Source organism: Acidobacteriota bacterium, from assembly GCA_009861545.1.
Taxonomy (GTDB): Bacteria; Acidobacteriota; Vicinamibacteria; order Vicinamibacterales; family UBA8438; genus WTFV01.
In genome coordinates this window covers 34,719-52,912 of sequence record VXME01000157.1, presented here as the reverse complement: position 1 = coordinate 52,912, position 18,194 = coordinate 34,719, and the positions used below count along the sequence as shown (strand labels likewise).

General features: G+C 68.7%; 15 protein-coding genes. 4 read left to right on the top strand and 11 right to left on the bottom strand.

Annotated elements, in window-relative coordinates; all coding sequences use genetic code 11:
• Nucleotides 1-25 precede the first annotated feature (25 nt).
• Nucleotides 26-1,606, top strand: coding sequence for a hypothetical protein (locus tag F4X11_24405; protein MYN68120.1), 1,581 nt, complete (start codon nt 26-28; stop codon nt 1,604-1,606).
• 80 nt (nt 1,607-1,686) lie between these two features.
• Here the strand turns inward: F4X11_24405 and F4X11_24400 are convergent, their stop codons facing one another.
• Nucleotides 1,687-1,932, bottom strand: a complete 246-nt coding sequence (locus F4X11_24400; GenBank protein MYN68119.1) for a hypothetical protein — start codon at nt 1,930-1,932, stop codon at nt 1,687-1,689.
• An 8-nt stretch (nt 1,933-1,940) separates the two neighbouring features.
• Nucleotides 1,941-6,647 carry an oxidoreductase gene (locus F4X11_24395; protein ID MYN68118.1) on the bottom strand — a complete coding sequence of 1,569 codons (4,707 nt, stop codon included), beginning with the start codon at nt 6,645-6,647 and terminating at the stop codon, nt 1,941-1,943.
• A 176-nt stretch (nt 6,648-6,823) separates the two neighbouring features.
• On the opposite strand from F4X11_24395, the gene F4X11_24390 reads away from it, so the two are divergent.
• From F4X11_24390 to F4X11_24380, 3 genes are read left to right on the top strand one after another with little or no spacing between them, the layout of a single operon-like run.
• A complete protein-coding gene (locus tag F4X11_24390; GenBank protein MYN68117.1) occupies nt 6,824-8,323 on the top strand; it encodes a magnesium chelatase in 1,500 nt (499 codons plus the stop codon).
• A 9-nt stretch (nt 8,324-8,332) separates the two neighbouring features.
• Nucleotides 8,333-9,604: a VWA domain-containing protein gene (locus F4X11_24385; protein MYN68116.1), complete on the top strand. Its 1,272-nt coding sequence runs from the start codon at nt 8,333-8,335 to the stop codon at nt 9,602-9,604.
• Nucleotides 9,605-10,246: a Lon family ATP-dependent protease gene (locus F4X11_24380; GenBank protein ID MYN68115.1), complete on the top strand. Its 642-nt coding sequence runs from the start codon at nt 9,605-9,607 to the stop codon at nt 10,244-10,246. It abuts the gene before it with no gap.
• Nucleotides 10,247-10,265: 19 nt separating this feature from the next.
• Here F4X11_24380 and ypdA read toward each other — a convergent pair whose 3' ends face one another.
• The 9 genes from ypdA to F4X11_24335 all read right to left on the bottom strand — a co-directional run bounded on the left by ypdA (nt 10,266) and on the right by F4X11_24335 (nt 18,118).
• On the bottom strand, nt 10,266-11,258 hold the full coding sequence (ypdA, locus tag F4X11_24375; protein MYN68114.1) for a YpdA family putative bacillithiol disulfide reductase: 993 nt from the start codon (nt 11,256-11,258) through the stop codon (nt 10,266-10,268).
• Nucleotides 11,259-11,284: 26 nt separating this feature from the next.
• On the bottom strand, nt 11,285-11,908 hold the full coding sequence (locus F4X11_24370) for a hypothetical protein (protein MYN68113.1): 624 nt from the start codon (nt 11,906-11,908) through the stop codon (nt 11,285-11,287).
• Nucleotides 11,905-12,531 carry a GTP cyclohydrolase I FolE gene (gene folE / locus F4X11_24365; GenBank protein ID MYN68112.1) on the bottom strand — a complete coding sequence of 209 codons (627 nt, stop codon included), beginning with the start codon at nt 12,529-12,531 and terminating at the stop codon, nt 11,905-11,907. The genes F4X11_24370 and folE overlap by 4 nt, the downstream gene beginning before the upstream one ends.
• Before the next feature lie 11 nt (nt 12,532-12,542).
• Nucleotides 12,543-13,391 carry a 3-hydroxybutyryl-CoA dehydrogenase gene (locus F4X11_24360; protein MYN68111.1) on the bottom strand — a complete coding sequence of 283 codons (849 nt, stop codon included), beginning with the start codon at nt 13,389-13,391 and terminating at the stop codon, nt 12,543-12,545.
• Nucleotides 13,392-13,560: 169 nt separating this feature from the next.
• The gene (locus tag F4X11_24355; protein ID MYN68110.1) at nt 13,561-14,538 is read right to left on the bottom strand and encodes a hypothetical protein; all 978 of its coding nucleotides are present in this window, start codon (nt 14,536-14,538) and stop codon (nt 13,561-13,563) included.
• Nucleotides 14,539-14,587: 49 nt separating this feature from the next.
• On the bottom strand, nt 14,588-15,448 hold the full coding sequence (locus F4X11_24350; protein MYN68109.1) for an ABC transporter permease subunit: 861 nt from the start codon (nt 15,446-15,448) through the stop codon (nt 14,588-14,590).
• The gene (locus F4X11_24345; GenBank protein ID MYN68108.1) at nt 15,448-16,374 is read right to left on the bottom strand and encodes an ABC transporter ATP-binding protein; all 927 of its coding nucleotides are present in this window, start codon (nt 16,372-16,374) and stop codon (nt 15,448-15,450) included. The genes F4X11_24350 and F4X11_24345 overlap by 1 nt, the downstream gene beginning before the upstream one ends.
• The gene (locus F4X11_24340; GenBank protein MYN68107.1) at nt 16,371-17,210 is read right to left on the bottom strand and encodes a hypothetical protein; all 840 of its coding nucleotides are present in this window, start codon (nt 17,208-17,210) and stop codon (nt 16,371-16,373) included. The genes F4X11_24345 and F4X11_24340 overlap by 4 nt, the downstream gene beginning before the upstream one ends.
• On the bottom strand, nt 17,210-18,118 hold the full coding sequence (locus F4X11_24335; GenBank protein ID MYN68106.1) for an ABC transporter ATP-binding protein: 909 nt from the start codon (nt 18,116-18,118) through the stop codon (nt 17,210-17,212). Before F4X11_24335 ends, F4X11_24340 begins: the two co-directional genes overlap by 1 nt.
• Nucleotides 18,119-18,194: the final 76 nt, after the last annotated feature.

The window sequence follows — 18,194 nt, the reverse complement described above, 5'->3', positions numbered from 1 at the left end:
GCAGGGCCGGCAGTTCGGAACCACCATGACGCCTCTGTTCGCCCCGGTCGACATCGGCGCCGACATCTCCTCGTTGCCGCGGTCGGAACGCGCGGCGCTCGCGCGGACCATCGACGCGGCCCGCGTCATGGATGCCCTGTTCCTGGAGCAGGTCTGGCCCGGCAACCCCTCCCTGCTGCTCGCGCTCCAGGGTGATCGAGGTCCGGCCCGTCGCGCGCAGCTCGCCTTCTTTCTCGTGAACAAGGGACCCTGGTCCCGCGTCGAGGAGAACCGGGCGTTCGTACCCGGGGTCCCTCCCAAGCCGGAAGGCGCCGCCTATTATCCACCCGACGCCACGCGCGACGAGGTCGCGGCATGGATCGATGGACTGTCCGCAGAGGAGCGGGCGACCGCCACCGGCTTCTTCACCGTCATCCGCCGGGATCCGGACGGCGGACTGCGGGCAGTGCCCTACAGCCTGGAGTACCAGGGACCGCTCGCCGTGGCCGCCGAACACCTGCGGGCCGCGGCCGATTTGACCGCCGAGCCGACGCTGGCGCGCTACCTGCGGACCCGCGCGGACGCCTTCGCGTCGAACGAATACTACGAGAGCGACGTGGCGTGGATGGAGCTCGACGCCGCGATAGAGCCGACGATCGGCCCGTACGAGGTGTACGAGGACGAGTGGTTCAACTACAAGGCGGCCTTCGAGGCCTTCGTCACCATCCGCGACGATGCCGAGACCGCGCAACTCGCCCGTTTCGGGGCGGAGCTGCAGGGCCTCGAGGACAACCTGCCGATCGATCCCGCCTACCGCGATCCGGAGCTCGGCGCCCTGGCGCCGATTCGAGTCGTCAACGTCGTCTTCACCGCCGGCGACGCCAACAGCGGCGTGCAGACGGCGGCGTTCAACCTGCCGAACGACGAGCGGGTCATCCGCGACCACGGCTCCAAGCGCGTCATGCTGAAGAACGTCCAGGAAGCGAAGTTCCGACAGGTGCTGACGCCCATCGCCGCCGTCGCGCTGGCGTTCAACGAGCGGGTCGACGTCTCCTTCGACGCGTTCTTCACCCACATCCTGATGCACGAGCTGATGCACGGCCTCGGACCGCACACCGTCGCGGGCGACGGGGGCGAGACCACGGTCCGTCAGGCCCTCCGCGAGACCTACAGCACCATCGAGGAGGCGAAGGCCGACGTCTCGGGTCTGTGGGCACTCCATTTCCTGATCGACAAGGGCGTCATCGATCGCTCTCTGGAGCGGCAGATCTACACGACCTTTCTCGCCTCGACGTTCCGTTCGATTCGCTTCGGTATCGGCGGGGCACACGGTCGCGGGGTGGCGATCCAGCTCAACACCTTCCTCGACGCCGGCGCCGTGATCGTCGGCGTGGACGGCCGGTTCCGGGTGGATCACGCGCGCATCCGGGACGCGGTCGAGGAGCTGACGCGGCGGCTGATGACCATCCAGGCCGAGGGCGACTACGACGAAGCGAATCGCGTGCTGGAGACGCTCGGCGTGGTGCGGCCGGAGGTGCAGCGGGTGCTCGACCGGCTGGCCGGCGTGCCCATCGACATCCAGCCGCGCTACGTCACCGCGGAAGAACTTGCCGGGGACCGCAGGTAGCGCATGAGGCTCGGAATGCCCGGCTGCCATCGATCGCCGGCTCCGGGCGGCTTCGACGTAAACCGCCGCCGCGCCTCGAGTCAGCCGGGCAGGCGCCTCGCCGGCAGCGGCGGTACGGGATCGACGCCGAGCACGGCGTGCCAGTACGCCCAGGAGCGCGCATCGAAGATGCCCGGCAGACCGTCGTGCAAAGCCTGCCTCAGTTGATCGTCGGTGAAGTGCGCCCGGACCACCCGGAGATCATCGACCGTACCGCAGGTCATCACGTGGCTCAGAAAGAGCACGGGGTCGGCCAGCGTCTGTGCCGGCGACCTGAACCACACCACATCCGCCCCTACGCCGTCTTCGTCGCCGCCGGCCCGAGCACGCGCTCTTCCATCAGCTCCTGGGCGCGGGAGAAGAGATCCTCCTTCGAGATGATCCCGGCGTCGACGTCGGCCAGGATGGCGCGCTGCGCGGCGTACTCGGTGTTCTGGATCCCCACCTTGCTCTGGAGCAGGCGCCACGCCTTGCGGCGCTCGACGCAGAACAGGACGAGCTGGCGCGAGAGCTTCATCGTCACCGGCTTGTTGCCCTTCGCCGGCAGCGTCTTGATGTAGACGCCGAAGTCGGGCACGTAGGCGCGGTGCTCCGGATCGAGGTGGCGCCGGTACACGACGTCGTTCTGGGTCAGACGCGCCAGCATGTTCTCGAGTGGGATGAGCTTCGCGGCCTCCTCCTCCTTGACCTTCTTGAGGTGGTTGCGGAAGCGCGCCTCGGTCGCGCACCAGTGGGCCACGGTGTAGCGGTAGGGCTCGCCCGTGGCCTTGAACTTCGTCTTGTACCAGTCCCCCTGCAGGTTGGGGTTGCCCTTCAGGTCGAGCGCCTCCTCGTAGGTCTCGCCCATGCGCGGGTTGAATACGAACTCGGGGGCGCCGCGCGAGTCGCGCACCCGCTGCGCCTGGTCGAGGGCCATGTCGTCGCCGACGCCGTGCTCCGGCTGGCAGGTGGTGAAGCACTGCAGGAACGCGGTGCCGCGATAGTCGAGCGCGTCGAGGATGGACCGGAACAGCTTCGGCGCGTTCGCGATGGAAACCTGCGCGACGAATGGCGAGCCGTGGCCGGCGAGGAACGTCTCGGCAACCGTCTTCTTCTCGATGCACTTGCCCTGGCTGGCCGCGCCGAACGCGTTCATGTCGCCGCCGCCGAGCATGGGCGTCGAGTCGGAGTTCTGACCGCCGGTGTTCGAGTAGACCTGCGTGTCGAGCATCAGCGCCTTCACGTTCGGCCGGTTCTGCAGAATCATCTTCGAGACGTTCTGGTAGCCGATGTCCCCCATCCCGCCGTCGCCGCCGATGATCCAGACCCGCGGCATCTCGTTGATCTCCGCGTCGGTCATGAGGTTGTCGGAGAAGTGGGTGAACTCGTAGTAGCGCTGCTCGTCGATGATGTCGTCGTCCCGCTCCAGGAGCCAGGTCCCGAGCCGCTCCGGAATGACCGACCGGCGCCCGTGCTCCATGATGAAGCTCTCGCCGATCAGCCAGCCGATGGTCGAGCCGTCCTGGAACAGCGAGTTCATCCAGGGATAGGGATGCGGATTGTTCGGCGGGGTCGAGCCGTAGACCGTGTTGCAGCCGGTGTGCGCGGCCATCGCCATGACGGACTGGCCGTTCGGCAGCCTCCCGTCGAGCGCCTGCAGTTCCTGGTGGTTGAAGGCCTCCTGCCGCATGATGGCGGTGATGGCGCCCACGACGTCCTGGTTCGAGATGGGACCGTGCGCCTCGAGGCGGGCCGTCGTGTCCTCGTCGGTGTCGCCGCCGAGCCCCATCAGCACGTGGGCCACGGTGCGCACGAACAGCTTGTGCTGCTCGGGGTCGCGCTCGGCCAGCGCCGCGAGCCGCGCCGCGCCGTTCGCGTCCAGCTCGTCCGCCACCCGGCGGAGCCGCCCCGCCTTCTCGTGGAAGATCGGCCGCAGATACGCTTCGGTCACCCCGGCGACCGCGCGCAGGACGCTCTTCTCGCCGCAGCCGGCGCACGCGCCGTCGCCCGAGACCAACGCATCGTAGTTGCGTCGGACCATCATCAGGTTGCGCAGCGTCGCGGTCTTCGAGTCGGTCGGGTTCTCGTTGTTGTAGAGGCCGAGGAACTTCTGCGAGGTGTCGGGCAGCAGGTCGAGAAACGCCGTGCCGGTCTCGTGATCGGCGTTGACCTGCTCGGTCTCCTGCACCATCCTCAGCGCATCGTGGTCGCCGCAGGCGGTCACGCAAGCGGCGCAACCCTTGCAGAGGTCGGACACGAAGATCGAGAAGATCCCGCCGCTGCCGGGGTTCTTACGCTCGGCCGACTTGAAGATGGCGTTCACCTTGTTGTAGGCCAGCGGCTGCTTGTCGATGACGTCGAAGAACTCCGCCTTGGCGGTCTCCGAGAAGCCGTTCAGGCCGTTCGTGACGTCGCGGATGATCTGCGGCAGCGGGACCGTCTCCTTCGCCTTGACCGCCGCGTTCATCGCCGCGCGCGTCTGCTCCTCCATCTCCGGTACGGCGGCCAGCATCCTGCCGCGCTCGCCTTCGTCGGTAACGTAGTTCGTGATGGCGGTCCGCAGGACCGTCTCGATGTCCTGCGAGCAGTTCGGCAAGGCCGTGTCCGGGCAGACCGAGATGCACTCCATGCACTGCGTGCAGTTCTCGGCGATGAAGAGCGGGGTCTCGCGCCGGGCGACGTACTTCGAGGCGGTGTCGCCGCTGCCGGCGGCCATCACGCCCATCGCCGCGAGCGGCGAGGCGGGCTGATCGTAGCCGTAGTCCGACCGGAACTCGTCGTCGAAGCTCGCGACCTGCGTGACCGGCGTCCGTTCCTCCTGCCCTTCCGGCAGATCGTGCGAACGGCAGGTCGCGCAGCCCGCTCCGCCGCCGTTGGTCGGGGTCGCCGCCAGCGGCAGAATCGGCAGGCCGCGCAGCGTCGACCGGTCGGCCGCCTGGATCTCGCCGATCGGGATCTCGCGCACCCGGCCGAAGCCCTGGGTCATGACCTCCATGTTCGACTGCACGACGGCGTCGCCGAGCCGGCCGAACTTCTTCTTGTACTGCTTGTGGACGACCTCCTCGAACTGCTCGCGGCTGATCTCGAACTCCTCGAGCAGCGGCGAGACGGCGAAGAAGGCGCCGAGGAAAGCGTTGCCCTGCATGCGGAGCTGCAGGTCGGGCCGGTTGGTCGCCTTGCGGGCGATGTCGAAGCCGGGCAGCGTGTAGACGCGGATCTTGTGCTCGATGATCTGCGAGCGCGCCCAGAGCGGGAGGCGCTCCCACGCGTCCTTCGGTTCCTCGTCGGATTCCCAGATCAACGCGCCGCCCTCGGAGATGCCTTCGAGCGGGTTGCAGTGGGTGAACGCCTTCGGGTCGCAGCAGAGCACGACGCCCACGTGGCGCAGGTCGCAGTTGACGCGGATCCGCTCCGGGGCCACGACCAGGAAGTAGGAGGTCGGCGCCCCCTTCTTCTCGGAGCCGTACTTCGGATTGGCGCTGACGTGGATGACCTCCTTCGGCCGGCCGAACTCGTCGACGTCGGTGCTGCGCTCCGACAGGAAGTCGTTGAAGTCGCCGATGATGGCGCCCAGGTTCTTGCCGGTGGTGATGGCGCCCCAGCCGCCGATCGAGTGGAACCGCACCGCGATGGCCCCTTCCGGCAGCAGCGACGGGGTCTCGTCCGACTTCACCTCGTACGGATGCGGGACGCCGAGCACCATGAACGACTCGCCGTCCGCCGCCGTCTTGCCGTCCGTGCGCGCCCGCCCGCTCTTGACGTATTCGTAAGCCCCGATGATCTGCTCGGGCCGGAAGTCGCGCGAGCCCAGCCCGTAGATGCCGTTGAACAGCCGCGGCATCCGGCTGGCAGTCACCTCCGGGAAGCCGGCCTCGACCGGGCGACCGCGGAGCTTCAGCGCCTTGTTCAGCGCCGTGCGGGTGTCGCGCCCCATCGGGTTGTCGCCGGCCAGGGGCTCGTCGGTGCGCTCGATGATGATCACGTTCTTCTTGCCGGCCAGCGCCTCGACCACCGCGCGCTCCGGGAACGGCCGGAAGACGTTCAGGTGGACGGACCCGACCTTGGCGCCACGGGTCTGCCGCAGGTGGTCGACGGCCGCCTCGCAGTTCTCGGCGGCCGAGCCGAGCGACAGGAACACCGTATCGGCGTCGTCCGCCTTGTACTGCGTGACCAGACCGTAGTAGCGGCCGGTCAGCCGGCCGAACTCGGTATGGGCCTCCTCGAGGAACGTCAGAATCGGCTCGACGAAGTTGTTGCGCCGGGCCACGACGCCCTGCATATAGTGCTCCTGGTTCTGCACCGGTCCGAGGAGCACGGGGTTGGTCAGATCGATCATGCGGGGCACGCGGCGGCGCGTCGCTCCGAAGAGCGTGCGCTGCGCCTCGGTCGGACACTCGATGATGTCGTCCGGGGCCCCGAGGAACTCGCGGATCAGCTCCGACTCGTGGCGGTAGAACGTCCGCTCGAGGTGCGAGGTCAGGAACCCGTCCTGCACGTTCATCCCCGGCGTCAGGCTGAGCTCGGTGACGCGGCGCAGAATCAGCGCCTGGTCGGCGGCCTGCTGCGCGTCCTTGCCGAACAGGATGATCCAGCCCACGTCGAGGGCTCCGTAGACGTCGTCGTGGCCGCAGTGCACGTTCAGGGCGTGCTTGGTCAGCGCCCGCGCCACCACCTCGACCACCATCGTCGAAGCCTTGCCCGGCGCGTGGTAGTACTGCTCGACGCCGTAGACGATGCCCTGCCCCGAGGTGAAGTTGACCACGCGGCGACCGCACACCGAGTAGGCGATGGCCCCGCCCTGCGCGGCGTGCTCGCCCTCGGCCTCGACCGCCAGCGTGTTGCGCCCGAAGACGTTCAGCCGGCCCTCCGCGAAGGACTGCTGGTACAGCTCGCCCCCCTCGGTAGACGGCGTAATCGGATAGAAGATGCCCGCGTCGGCGACCCGCGCCTCGGTGTGGTACGACACGAGCTGGTTGCCGTTGGCGGTGATCCGCTCGCCGGGATACTTCGGAAGAGTGCTCATGCGAGTTCTCCAGGGATTTCGGAACCGGTCGGACCGCGTTGCACGACCGCGCGCCCGACGGACGGATGGCGCACCGGCCCACGGTCCACCCGCATTGTAGCGACGGCGGGGCCGCGCGGCAATCCCGCGGGCCGCCCACCGGGGGTGGCCCGAAACGATTCGGGTAAGATCCGTTCATGCGGCCCACCTCCCTGGGAAGCCTGCGCCGCGCGGTCGACAAGGGCAGGATTCCCCGCCGGAGCGTCAAGCGCGAGTTGCGCGACAACCTCATGGCCCGGCTGCGCAGCACCGGGCCGCTCTTCCCCGGCATCGTCGGCTACGACGACTCGGTCGTCCCGCAGGTGGTCAACGCCATCCTGTCGCAGCACGACTTCGTCATGCTGGGGCTGCGCGGGCAGGCCAAGACACGGTTGATCCGGGGGCTCGCCGAGCTGCTCGACGAATCGGTCCCGGTCGTGCCCGGATGCGGCATCAATTGCGACCCGCTCGCGCCGATCTGCGGCGCGTGCCGCGCCCGCCTCCGGGAGGAAGGCGACGACCTGCCCGTCGCCTGGCTCGACCGCTCGATGCGCTACGTCGAGAAGCTCGCGACCCCGGACGTCACGATCGCCGACATGATCGGCGACATCGATCCGATCAAGGCCGCCGCGGAGGGGCGCCGGCTCTCGGACGAGCTCACCGTTCACTACGGGCTGGTGCCGCGCGCCAACCGCTGCATCTTCGCCATCAACGAGCTGCCCGACCTGGCCGGCAAGATCCAGGTCGGCCTGTTCAACATTCTGCAGGAAGGCGACATCCAGATCCGCGGTTACCCCGTTCGCCTGCGGCTGGACGTGGCGATGGCGTTCACCGCGAACCCGGAGGACTACACGGCGCGGGGCAAGATAGTCACCCCGCTCAAGGACCGCATCGGATCCGAGATCCGGACCCACTATCCGCGGACCCGCCACGAAGCCATCGCCATCACCGAGCAGGAAGCCTGGGTCGCGCGCGACGCCGGAACCGACGTCGCCGTCCCGCTCTACGTACGCGAAGTGGTCGAGGAGATCGCCTTCCAGGCGCGGATCAACAAGAAGATCGACGGCCGCTCGGGCGTCAGTCAGCGGATGCCGATCACCTGCCTGGAGAACGTGGTGTCCAACGCGGAGCGCCGCGCCCTGGCGTCCGGCGAGGCGCCGGCGGCCCGCGTCACCGACGTATACGCCGCGCTGCCGGCCATGACCGGCAAGTTCGAGCTGGAGTACGAAGGCGAGTTGCGCGGGGCCGACGCCGTGGGACGCGAGTTGATACGCGCCGCCGTCGGCGTCGTCTTCGGCGGCTGGTTCGACGGCGTCGACACGCATCAGGTCGTCGAGTGGTTCGAGATGGGCGGCACGCTGCAGGAGAGCGACACGACATCGTCGGCGTCTTTCCTCGCCGACGTCGCGGAGATCCACGGGCTGCTGGAGCTGGCCGCGCACGCCGGCATCGCAGCCGGCGACCCGCCGGCGCAGATCGCCGCGGGAGTGGATTTCGTTCTCGAGGGGCTCTGCGCCCAGCGCAAGATCAGTCGCAGCGACGGCGGCGGCTACGAGGCGGTCGAGAAGCCGCGCACGCCGGTGCAACCCTCCGAGCCGGACTTCGATCCCCGGCGGCCGATGCCGCGCGCCGGCAACAAGAAGAAGTACTACAACTGACACGGGCGGATGCGCTATCGCTACACGCGCTACACCGGCGAGGGCCTGGAGGGCATCGACCTCGACGAGCTGGTCTCGAAGCTCTCCCGGCTCCTGCTGTCCAGCGGATTCGACGAACCCTACGGCCAGTACCACGGCAACGCCGATCAGGATGACGGCGACCGGAGCCTGCAGTCGCTGCACGACGCCATTCTGGACGCGCTCCTCAACGGCGGCCTGCTCTCGGACGATGCCGTGCAGCGCCTGCTCGGCGACCCCGCCGACGCGGACCAGGCCGGCGGAAAGTCGCGGCTGGAGGAGCTGATCCAGGAACTGATCCGGCAACTGGCCGACCAGGGGTACATCTCCCTGGATTCCGACGAAGCACCCGGCGCGGACGCGGGCGCCGGCCGGGGACAGGACACCTCTCCCGCGCGCTTCCAGGTCACCGACAAGAGCCTCGACTTCCTGGGCTATCGTGCGCTGCGGGACCTGCTCGGCTCGAGCGGGCGCAGCAGCGTCGGCCGGCACGACACGCGCGAGCTCGCCACCGGGGTGGAAGCGGGCGGCGCCTCGAAACCCTACGAGTTCGGCGACACCCTGAACATCGACGCCAGCGGCACGATCCTGAACGCCGTGCGGCGCGCGCCGGCGGGCGAAGGCGGCGCGATCGACGTGCGGTACCAGGATCTGATGGTGGCGCAGGGCGAGTACCAGAGCTCGTGCGCGACGGTGCTCATGCTCGACTGCAGCCACAGCATGATCCTCTATGGCGAGGATCGCTTCACGCCCGCCAAGCAGGTGGCGCTGGCGCTGGCCCATCTGATCCGCAGCCAGTACCCGGGCGACGCCCTCAACGCCGTGCTGTTCCACGATTCGGCGGAGGAAATCCCGCTCAAGCACCTCGCGCGCGTGCGCGTCGGCCCCTACTACACCAACACCCGCGAGGGGTTGCGCCTCGCGCGACGGGTACTCGAACGCCAGCGCAAGGACATGCGCCAAATCGTGATGATCACCGACGGCAAGCCGTCGGCCCTCACGCAGCCCGACGGGCGCATCTACCGCAACGCGTTCGGTCTCGACCCGATGATCATCCGCGAGACGTTCGCCGAGGTGGCCAACTGCCGCCGCGCCGGGATCATGATCAACACGTTCATGCTGGCCCGCGACTACGAGTTGATGAGCTTCGTGCGGCGCGTGGCCGCCATCTGCCGCGGCAAGGCGTACTTCACGACGCCGTACACCCTGGGCCGCTACGTGCTGATGGACTACATGGACAAGAAGACCAGGACGGTGCACTGAGTGTCCAGCGAGAGCCTGCCGGAACGGATCCCGATCTTTCCGCTCCCGAACGTCGTGCTGTTCCCGCAGGTCTTCCTGCCGCTCCACATCTTCGAGCCCCGCTACCGCGAGATGGTGGCCGACGCCATCGACAGCGACCGGCTGATCGGGATGACGCTGCTCCGCGAGGGCTGGCAGCGGCACGCCGGTCCGAATCCCCCGATCTTCCCGATCGGCTGCGCCGGCAGGATCACCCACGTCGCCTCGCTGCCCGACGGGCGCTACAACATCGTGCTGCGGGGGGTGGATCGCTTTCGGGTTCGGGACGAGGACCAGTCGCGGGCGTACCGGATCGGCGTCATCGAACTGCTGGCCGACGGCTCCACGGCCGGACGGCAGGAACATCTGCAGGCGGGCCGGCAACGTATAGAGGACCTTCTCGACCGGCAGGCAACCGTCGGGGCGGCAGCCCGGATTCCCCCGGGCATGGCCGACGCCGAGCTGGTGAACGTCCTGTCCCAGTACCTAGCGTTCGAGCCGATCGAGAAGCAGGCGCTACTCGAGAAAGGCGGCCCGTGCGAACGGTGCGCGGCGCTGATCGATCTCCTGGAGATGCGCCTGATGACCAGCGGCAGGCCGTTCTCCGCCGACGGCGTGCAGTAGCGGAACCTCCGACCGGCAATCACGCGCCGACCGGCTCGCGCCCCAGGCGGCGTGCGATGTGCTCGACGACGACCCGGCCGTGGAACCGGCCGTTCTCGATGAACACCTCGCCCCGATTGGCGCCGGCGACAACCGCGCCGGCAAGATAGAGGCCCGGCACGTTGGTCTCGAACGTCTCCGGATCGTGCCGCGGCACGTTGTTCGACGCGACCTCGATGCCGACGCCGCGGAGAAACTCGAGGTCGGCGAGGTAGCCGGTCAACAGGAAGACGCCTTCAGCGGGCAGCGTCTCGCGCACGCCGTCGCGCTCGACGACCACCTCCCGCGGCCGAATCTCGGCGACGCGGGTCTCGAAGCGCGCCGCGATCGAGCCTTCCTTGATGCGGTTCTCGATGTCGGGCTTGACCCAGTACTTGATGGACGCCCCGAGCTCGGCCCGCCGGTGCACGAGAGTGACGTGCGCGCCGCTGCGGTAGAGATCCAGCGCTGCTTCCGCCGCGGAGTTCTTCCCGCCGACGACGACCACCGGCTTCCGGTAGAACTCGTGCGGCTCCGTGTAGTAGTGCGAGACGTGCGGCAGATCCTCGCCCGGAACACCGAGCTGGTTGGGGTGATCGTAGCAACCGCTGGCGACGACCACCGCCCGCGCGCGCCACGTCTCCGCGCCGCGCGCCTCGTGCGCCGTCCGCACGGTGAACGCGTCATCGTCGCCGCGGCGGATCCCGGTCACCGAGTAGCCGAAGTCGATGGCCAGGTCGTAGGTGTCGACGACGCGCCGGTAGTAGCGCAGCGTCTCGTCGCGCGTGGGCTTCCCGTGCGGCGTCACGAACGGCAGGCCGCCGACCTCGAGCAGATCCGGCGTCGTGAAGAAGACCATCTGCGGAGGAAAATGGAACAGGGCGTTGACCAGCACGCCCTTCTCGAACGTACGGAAGTCGAGACCGGCCTGTCTGGCGGCGATCGCGGCGGCGAGACCGGCCGGTCCGGCCCCGACGATGATGAGATCGTGCATTGGCGTCTTGCCTGTGCGCTCGTTCGCTAGCGGGATGCGTACTCGAGCTGTACTTCGCTGATGACCGCGACCGGCCGGCCCGGCGACCAGGTGCGTTCCAGATTGCCGTCGAACAGGGTCACCTCCAGCGTCTGCCCGACGATGACCACCTGATTCAGATTGCCCGGGATCGCCACCGAGACCCGCTCCAGACCGGTCGGCGCGATCGCCTTGACGCCCTCTGGACCGGCGCCCCCGGTAACGCGATCGAAGAGGTCTTCCCCGGTCCTGAACTCGTTGAGCACGTAGCGCCGTCCGAGCACGTCGCCCGCCGGCGACGCCACCGCCACCTCGGCCAGGTACCGGGCGTAGGCGCGGCCGCGACGGACGTCGTCCTCGGAGTACATGTGCCGATTGTGCAGGTTGAAGGAAAGGTTCGCCTCGCCCCGGCGCGGCGGAAGAACGACGATGACGCCCAGCGCCGGGTCCTGTTGCGCGAGGACGTCGCAGAAGACGAGATCGGTTTCGACACCGATGCCGAGGACCGACGGACAGCGTACCTCCACCGATTCGACCAGACGCCCCTGCCCGGCGGCCGACGCCGGAACGACGCCCGCCAGGAGGCCGATCAGCACGGGCCACGAACGCCGCCGGCTACGCAATCCGTTCATGTCGGCGCCACCTCCCCGGCCCCGGCCACGAGCCGCGCCGGATCGAGCGCGGCGCGCATGTCGCCGCGCAGCTTGAGAAGCTCGAGGAACTCCATCCGCGTGCGGGCGTCGGAGCGAAACGCGCCGCGCATGGCGCTGGTGAGGGCAAACGCGTTCTGCTTCTCCACGCCCCGCATCAGCACGCACAGATGCGTCGCCTCGATGACGACGCCGACGCCCAGCGGGTCGAGCGCCTTCGAGATGACCTCCGCAATCTGGTTGGTGAGCCGCTCCTGGATCTGGAGCCGCCGGCTGAAGACGTCCAGAAGACGCGGCAGCTTGCTCAGCCCCACGACCCGATCGCGCGGCAGGTACGCGATATGGCACTTGCCGAAGAACGGCAGCATGTGATGCTCGCAGAGACTGTAGAAGTCGATGTCCCTGACGATCACCATCTCGCTGCACTCGACCGTGAAGAGCGCGTTGTTCAGCACGGCATCGACATCCTGCCCGTAGCCGCTGGTAAGGAACTTGAGCGCCTCGGCGACACGGGCCGGCGTGCGGACCAGACCCTCGCGCGTCGGGTCCTCACCGACCTCGGCCAGCAGCGTCTCCACCGCCGCCTTCACGCGTTCCTCGTTCATCGGCAGCGACATCAGTACGTGTAGAACCCTCGTCCCGTCTTGCGGCCGTGCCGGCCTGCCAGCACCATCCGCTTCAGCAACGGCGGCGGCGCGTACCGCGGATCCTTGAACTCGTCGTACATGATGCCGGCGATGTAGCACGTCGTATCGAGGCCCACGAAATCGAGGAGCGTGAAGGGACCCATCGGGTAGCCGCACCCGAGGGACATGGTCTTGTCGATGTCCTCTATTGTCCCGACTCCCTCCTCATGGGCGCGAACGGCGTCCAGCAGGTACGGGATGAGCAGGCGGTTCGCGATGAACCCGGGCCGATCCGGTGCGGTCACGGGGTCCTTGCCGACGCTGCGGCCGAACGCGAACACGTTCTCGCAGGTTTCATCGCTGGTCGCGAGGCCCCGAATGACCTCGACCAGCTTCATGACCGGCACCGGGCTGAAGAAATGCAACCCGATGAACCGTTCGGGCCGCCGGGTCGCCGCCGCCAGCTCCGTGATGCAGAGCGACGACGTGTTGCTCGCGAAGACGGTCTCCGGCCCGACCACCGCTTCCAGCGTCTCGAACACCTCGCGCTTCGCGCCGACCTGCTCGACGATCGCCTCGATGATCAGATCGCAGTCCGCCAGGTCTTCGAGACGGCTGGTGCCGCCGAGGTTGGCCAGGGTCCGGTCCCGATCGGCTGCGGTCAGCTTGCCCCGTTCCACGCCGGCCGCCAGAAACGACTCGATGCGCCCGATTCCCGCCGCCACGGTGGAATCGTCGACCTCGCGCACGATCGTGCGGTAACCGGCCTGCGCCGCAACCTGCGCGATGCCCGAACCCATGAGGCCGCATCCGACGACGCCGATAGTCCGATAATCCATGTGCTGATTGCGCGCTGCTCCGGGAGCGCACGCAAACCCGGATCATAGCAAAGACCCTGCCGCGCGACCGCGCGATGCAATGCACCGGCGATAGTCGCCGCCCACCACGAATTCGGCCGCGGCAACGGATCGATTGTAGACGTGGAGGGCCGGCAGACGCTTCGGGGCGCTACGGGGCGGCGGCGACATCCGCGTCCGAACGGTCCGGCAACAGCTCCAGGACCGCGTCGGAAGGCAGATCGAAGGTCAGAGTCACGTTCGTACCGGCGGCGGTGAGCTGAATCGAATCGAGCAGCCCGCGCAACTCCGGGCGCGAACCGACCTGCAGGCGGGCGAGGGCGAGAAAACCCTGCAGCAGATCACGCAGATTCCGCCCGGTCTCCTCGTCCCGCGCCTCCGCCGTCAACGTCCCGCTCACGCCGCCGTTGACGCGAGCGCCGGCCGCGAACGCGGCGACCTGCGACACCTGCGATTCGACCTCGTCCGGAAGCCACTCGCCGCTGCGCGGATCGTCGAGTCGGCCGATGGTCCACGCGGTGCTCCCGCGTTCGACGTGTCGCAACAGCCTCATCAACGAGTCGTTCGCGTCGACGCCGCCCTCGGCGAACGGCAGGTCGATGGTCCGCTTGACGAGCGGCTCCGATCCGACGGCGATCACCCCCGCCTCGAGGAACGCCATCGCCACGGATTCGTCGGGGATGGTTATCAGCCTGCGCCCCCGGTAGTCGGACGCTGCGCCGCCCTGCTCGAGCGCCAGCGTCTCGAGCCGATCCACATCGAAGCTGCCCGCGAGGATGGCGATCCCGCGCGTGGCGTCCGCCCCGTCCGGCACCAGCCCGCCGACGACGTAATCGATGTCCCGCTCGAGATCGATGCCGGTCCGCTCCTGGAACTCGCGTTGTCCGTCGAGCTCGGGCTGAATCTCGTGCAGGCGCCGCCGGAGATCCGAATCCATCACCTCGCGCACGTTGGCGAAGGAGAGAATCGTCGCCTCCGGCGGAACGTACCGCAACTCGTCGGGCCGCTCCTGCGCGACGAGCGGCGGCAGCCTGCTGCCCACCCAGGCCGCGAGCCCTCCCGCGAGCCCGACCGCCATCACGCCGGCGCCGCCGAGCAGGACATACCGCGTGCGCGTCGTCATGGTCATGAGTTCGTAACCAGTATACCGGCGGGGTCGGCCAAAAGTTCCGCCTCGCTCACTGTCCGAGAACGTACTCGCGCCGCTCGACTACGCGCATCGCCGCCGCCAGCGCAGCCACCCAGATGACGGCCAACGCGAACAGGTTCACCCAGGTGCCCAGCGGCGTCTGGACCGAGGTCAACAGGGCCTGGATCACGCTGAGCGCGTCGCCCTGCGGCATGGCGTGCGGCGCCAGCCCCTGGAGATAGTACGCCACGCTCAGGTGCTTCATGTACCCGGGCAGAACGACGACCAGCGGCTCCCATCCGAAGACGAAGACGAGGCCGGTCAGCAGGGGGCGCCGGAACCAGGCGCCCACGAGCGCGAAGACCGCGCCGTAGACGGCGAGCCCGGCGCCAATCAGGCCGAGGTCGACCAGCAGAGCGGGAAAGTTGCGGCCGATGTCGCCCCCCAGCAGCGGCACGACCAGGAAGTAGACCAGCACCACGGAGGGCAGTACCACGACCGCCGTACAGACCAGGTAGGCCAGGTACTTGCCGGCCAGAACCGCTCCGCGCGCCACGGGACGGGTGAACAGGTAGGTGACGGTCCGGTCCTCGACCTCGTCCGCGATGAGCGCGGTGCCGTAGAACACGCCGAGCACCGGCACGGTGAAGCGCAGGTAGAACGTCCAGATCATGAGGCCGAAGATGTCCGGCCCGGCCAGGCTCACCGGCCGCCCGGCGATCTGTCCCGCTCCCTCGTCGAAGGCCGCCAGCGAGGCCAGCGCCCGCAGCAGCACGGCAATCAGGACGGGTCCGCCCGCCACCAGCGCCATGAAGACGGTTCGCCGCGACCAGAGCATCTGCCCGAGGCCGAGATCGAAGACCCTCAGCGCCGCGGGGCCGAAAGCGGGGGCGGCATGCGAATCGGCCATCAGTGCTCGACCAGATAGGAGAAGACCGCCTGCAGATTGTCGTCCGGCGATGTGACCTCTCGCACGGCGCCGGCCTCGTCGCCCGCCGCCAGCGAAGTGAGCTCGCTGTAGAAGGCGTCCGGCCGGCTCGTCTGCGCGACCACGGCGCCGTCCTGCAACTGCATGGCGATGACGTGCGGGTAGCCGAGCAGATGGCGCGCGAGCCGCCGGGGATCGTCCGCCGTGATGCGTACGGTGTGCGGATGCTCGTCGATCAGCTCGCGAATCCGGTGCACGTTCCCCTCCGCCAGGATGCGCCCGTTGTGCAGCAGCAGGATGTTGGAGGTCATCAACTCGATCTCGTGCAGGACGTGGCTGGAGACGACGACGCTGCGGCCGTCGCGGCTCCACGCCTTGATTACGTCGATTACGCGGCGGCGCCCGATCGGGTCGAGCCCGGCCAGAGGCTCGTCCAGCACCAGCAGCTCCGGCTCGTGCGCGATCGCCTGCGCCAGCTTGATCCGCTGCCGCATGCCCTTGCTGTAGCCGCCGATCTTCCGGTCGGCGGCGGTCGTGAGCCCGACCGTTTCGAGGGCGCGTTCGGCGGCGCCGGCGGCCCGGTCGCCCTCGAACCCGCTGAGACCGAGCAGCGCCGTCAGCCATTCCCGCCCGGTGAACCGCTCGTAGAACGCGTCGTGATCCGGGCAGTAGCCGATGCGCCGGTAGGTCCCCGGATTGCCCCAGACCGGCTCGCCGAGCACCTCCACGTGCCCCTTGCTCGGCTTGAGCTGGCCGGTGACGAGCTTCAGCAAGGTCGACTTGCCGGCGCCGTTGGGTCCGAGCAGCCCGCTGATGCCCGGCGGGATCGAGACGGTCACGTCGTTGAGACCGATCACCTGCCCGTACCACTTCGACATCCGGTCGGCGACGACCACCGGCCGGCTCACGTGACGATCTCCACGCCCCGCACGCGCCGGGCGAGCACCCAGGCCGACAGCGCGATCACGGACGCGACGGCCAGCAGCGAGACGCCCCACGGGGTGTCGTAGCGCGGCTCGGCGCGAAAGATGACGTCCCCCACCTGCGCGAGGCTCGCGCTGAACGACACCCAGGACAGCCCGGTGCCGCCGGTGACGCCGCGCAGCGTCTGGAACACCGCCTCGCTGAAGATCACGGCCCCGGCATAGAGCATCCCGACGTAGCGCGCGCTGGTCGAGAGCGACGACAGCGCCAGCATCGTGATCGAAGCCAGCAGCACCTGCAGGAATCCGAAGAGGGTGATCGCCGGGATCAGGAACGCGTGCTCCCGCACGAACGCCAGGCTGCCGGTGAACATCGCCTGAAGTCCCAGCAGCAGCAGCGCCGGCACCCAGGTCACGAACGCCAGGAACGCCATCACGACGGCGAGCTTGCCCGCGATGTACTCGATCCGCGTCAACGGCTTGGACAGGTAGATCTGCAGCGCGTTCGCCCGCCGGTCGTTGGCGAGCAGCCCGGCGCCGACATAGACGGCCACCACGAAGACGAAGAACCCCTGCTGATCGAAGAACTCGCGGAAGGTCGCCGGCGACGGCGCGATGACGTCGGCCTGCGGCACGTTGGCGGCCAGGTACAGCAGGACCGCACGCACGAAGAACTGCAGCCACGCGAACAGCAGGACGAGCAGGAACGGGCGCGACGAGAGCATGCCGCGGATGCCGGCGCCGGCGATGACGGCCCAGGCCCGGCCGGGCGGGGTGCGCGTTCCCTGGTAGCGGGCGTAACCGTGATCGTGAATGGGCATCAGGACTCGCCGATCGCCTTCGCGAAGACGTCCTCCAGGGTCTGCACGCTGGGACGCAGATGCCGCACCTGCACGTCGTGGCGCACCGCGAGTGCGAACAGATCCCGTGCGCCCCGGTCCTCGCCGATCAACACGCGCATCACGTCTTCGTCCGTGTCGTGGCACTCGACGCCCGCGTCGCGGAGGCCGCTCACGAAACGTGCGACGTCACCCTTCACGCGGAGCTCGAAGGCCCGGCGGCTCCGCCCCTTCAACTCGGCGATCGGCCCCTGCGCGACCACGCGCCCCTGGTGCAGAACGACGACCCGCTCGCACGCCGTCTCCACGTCCGGCAGCACGTGGGACGAGACGATGACGTTGACGCCCTTGCGCTGCGCCAGATCCCGAATCAGCGCGAGCATCTCCTCGCGTCCCCGCGGATCCATGCCGTTGGTCGGCTCGTCGAGGAACAGCAGATCCGGATCGTGCACGAGCGCCTGCGCCAGCTTGATGCGCTGCTTCATGCCGGTCGAGTAGGTGTCGACCGCGCGGTAGCGCGCCTCGCCGAGCCCGACGTACTGCAGCACGGCATGCGCGCGCTGCATCGCGTCGGCCGCCGGCAGCCCCGCAAGCCGCCCGCAGTAGGCGACGAAGGTGACCGCGTTGACGCCCGGAATGTGGGCGTCCGACTCGGGCATGTAGCCGAGCCGCGCCCGGATGTCGAGCGGGCGATCGACGACGTCCATGCCGAGCACCTGCATCCGGCCGCCGTCCGGACGGACGAATCCGAGCAACGCCTTGAGCAACGTGCTCTTGCCGGCGCCGTTCGGGCCGAGCAACCCGACCGCACCGGACGGAAAGACCGCGTCGACGCTCTGCAGGGCGTGGCGCCGACCATAGGAGACGGTGACCGCCGCGAGCCGGGCCACCGGCGGGGCGTCGTCTCCCCGACCTGCCGCCCCGGCCTCCGTCACCGCATCCTGCGTCGTCGCGTCCACGTCGAAC

Coding starts and splice junctions, on each gene's coding strand:
- F4X11_24405 (MYN68120.1), top strand. CDS start 26: ATGACGCCTCTGTTCGCCCCGGTCGACATCGGCGCCGACATCTCCTCG.
- F4X11_24395 (MYN68118.1), bottom strand. CDS start 6,647: ATGAGCACTCTTCCGAAGTATCCCGGCGAGCGGATCACCGCCAACGGC.
- F4X11_24340 (MYN68107.1), bottom strand. CDS start 17,210: ATGCCCATTCACGATCACGGTTACGCCCGCTACCAGGGAACGCGCACC.
- F4X11_24360 (MYN68111.1), bottom strand. CDS start 13,391: ATGGATTATCGGACTATCGGCGTCGTCGGATGCGGCCTCATGGGTTCG.
- folE (MYN68112.1), bottom strand. CDS start 12,531: ATGAACGAGGAACGCGTGAAGGCGGCGGTGGAGACGCTGCTGGCCGAG.
- F4X11_24390 (MYN68117.1), top strand. CDS start 6,824: ATGCGGCCCACCTCCCTGGGAAGCCTGCGCCGCGCGGTCGACAAGGGC.
- ypdA (MYN68114.1), bottom strand. CDS start 11,258: ATGCACGATCTCATCATCGTCGGGGCCGGACCGGCCGGTCTCGCCGCC.
- F4X11_24370 (MYN68113.1), bottom strand. CDS start 11,908: ATGAACGGATTGCGTAGCCGGCGGCGTTCGTGGCCCGTGCTGATCGGC.
- F4X11_24350 (MYN68109.1), bottom strand. CDS start 15,448: ATGGCCGATTCGCATGCCGCCCCCGCTTTCGGCCCCGCGGCGCTGAGG.
- F4X11_24385 (MYN68116.1), top strand. CDS start 8,333: ATGCGCTATCGCTACACGCGCTACACCGGCGAGGGCCTGGAGGGCATC.
- F4X11_24355 (MYN68110.1), bottom strand. CDS start 14,538: ATGACCATGACGACGCGCACGCGGTATGTCCTGCTCGGCGGCGCCGGC.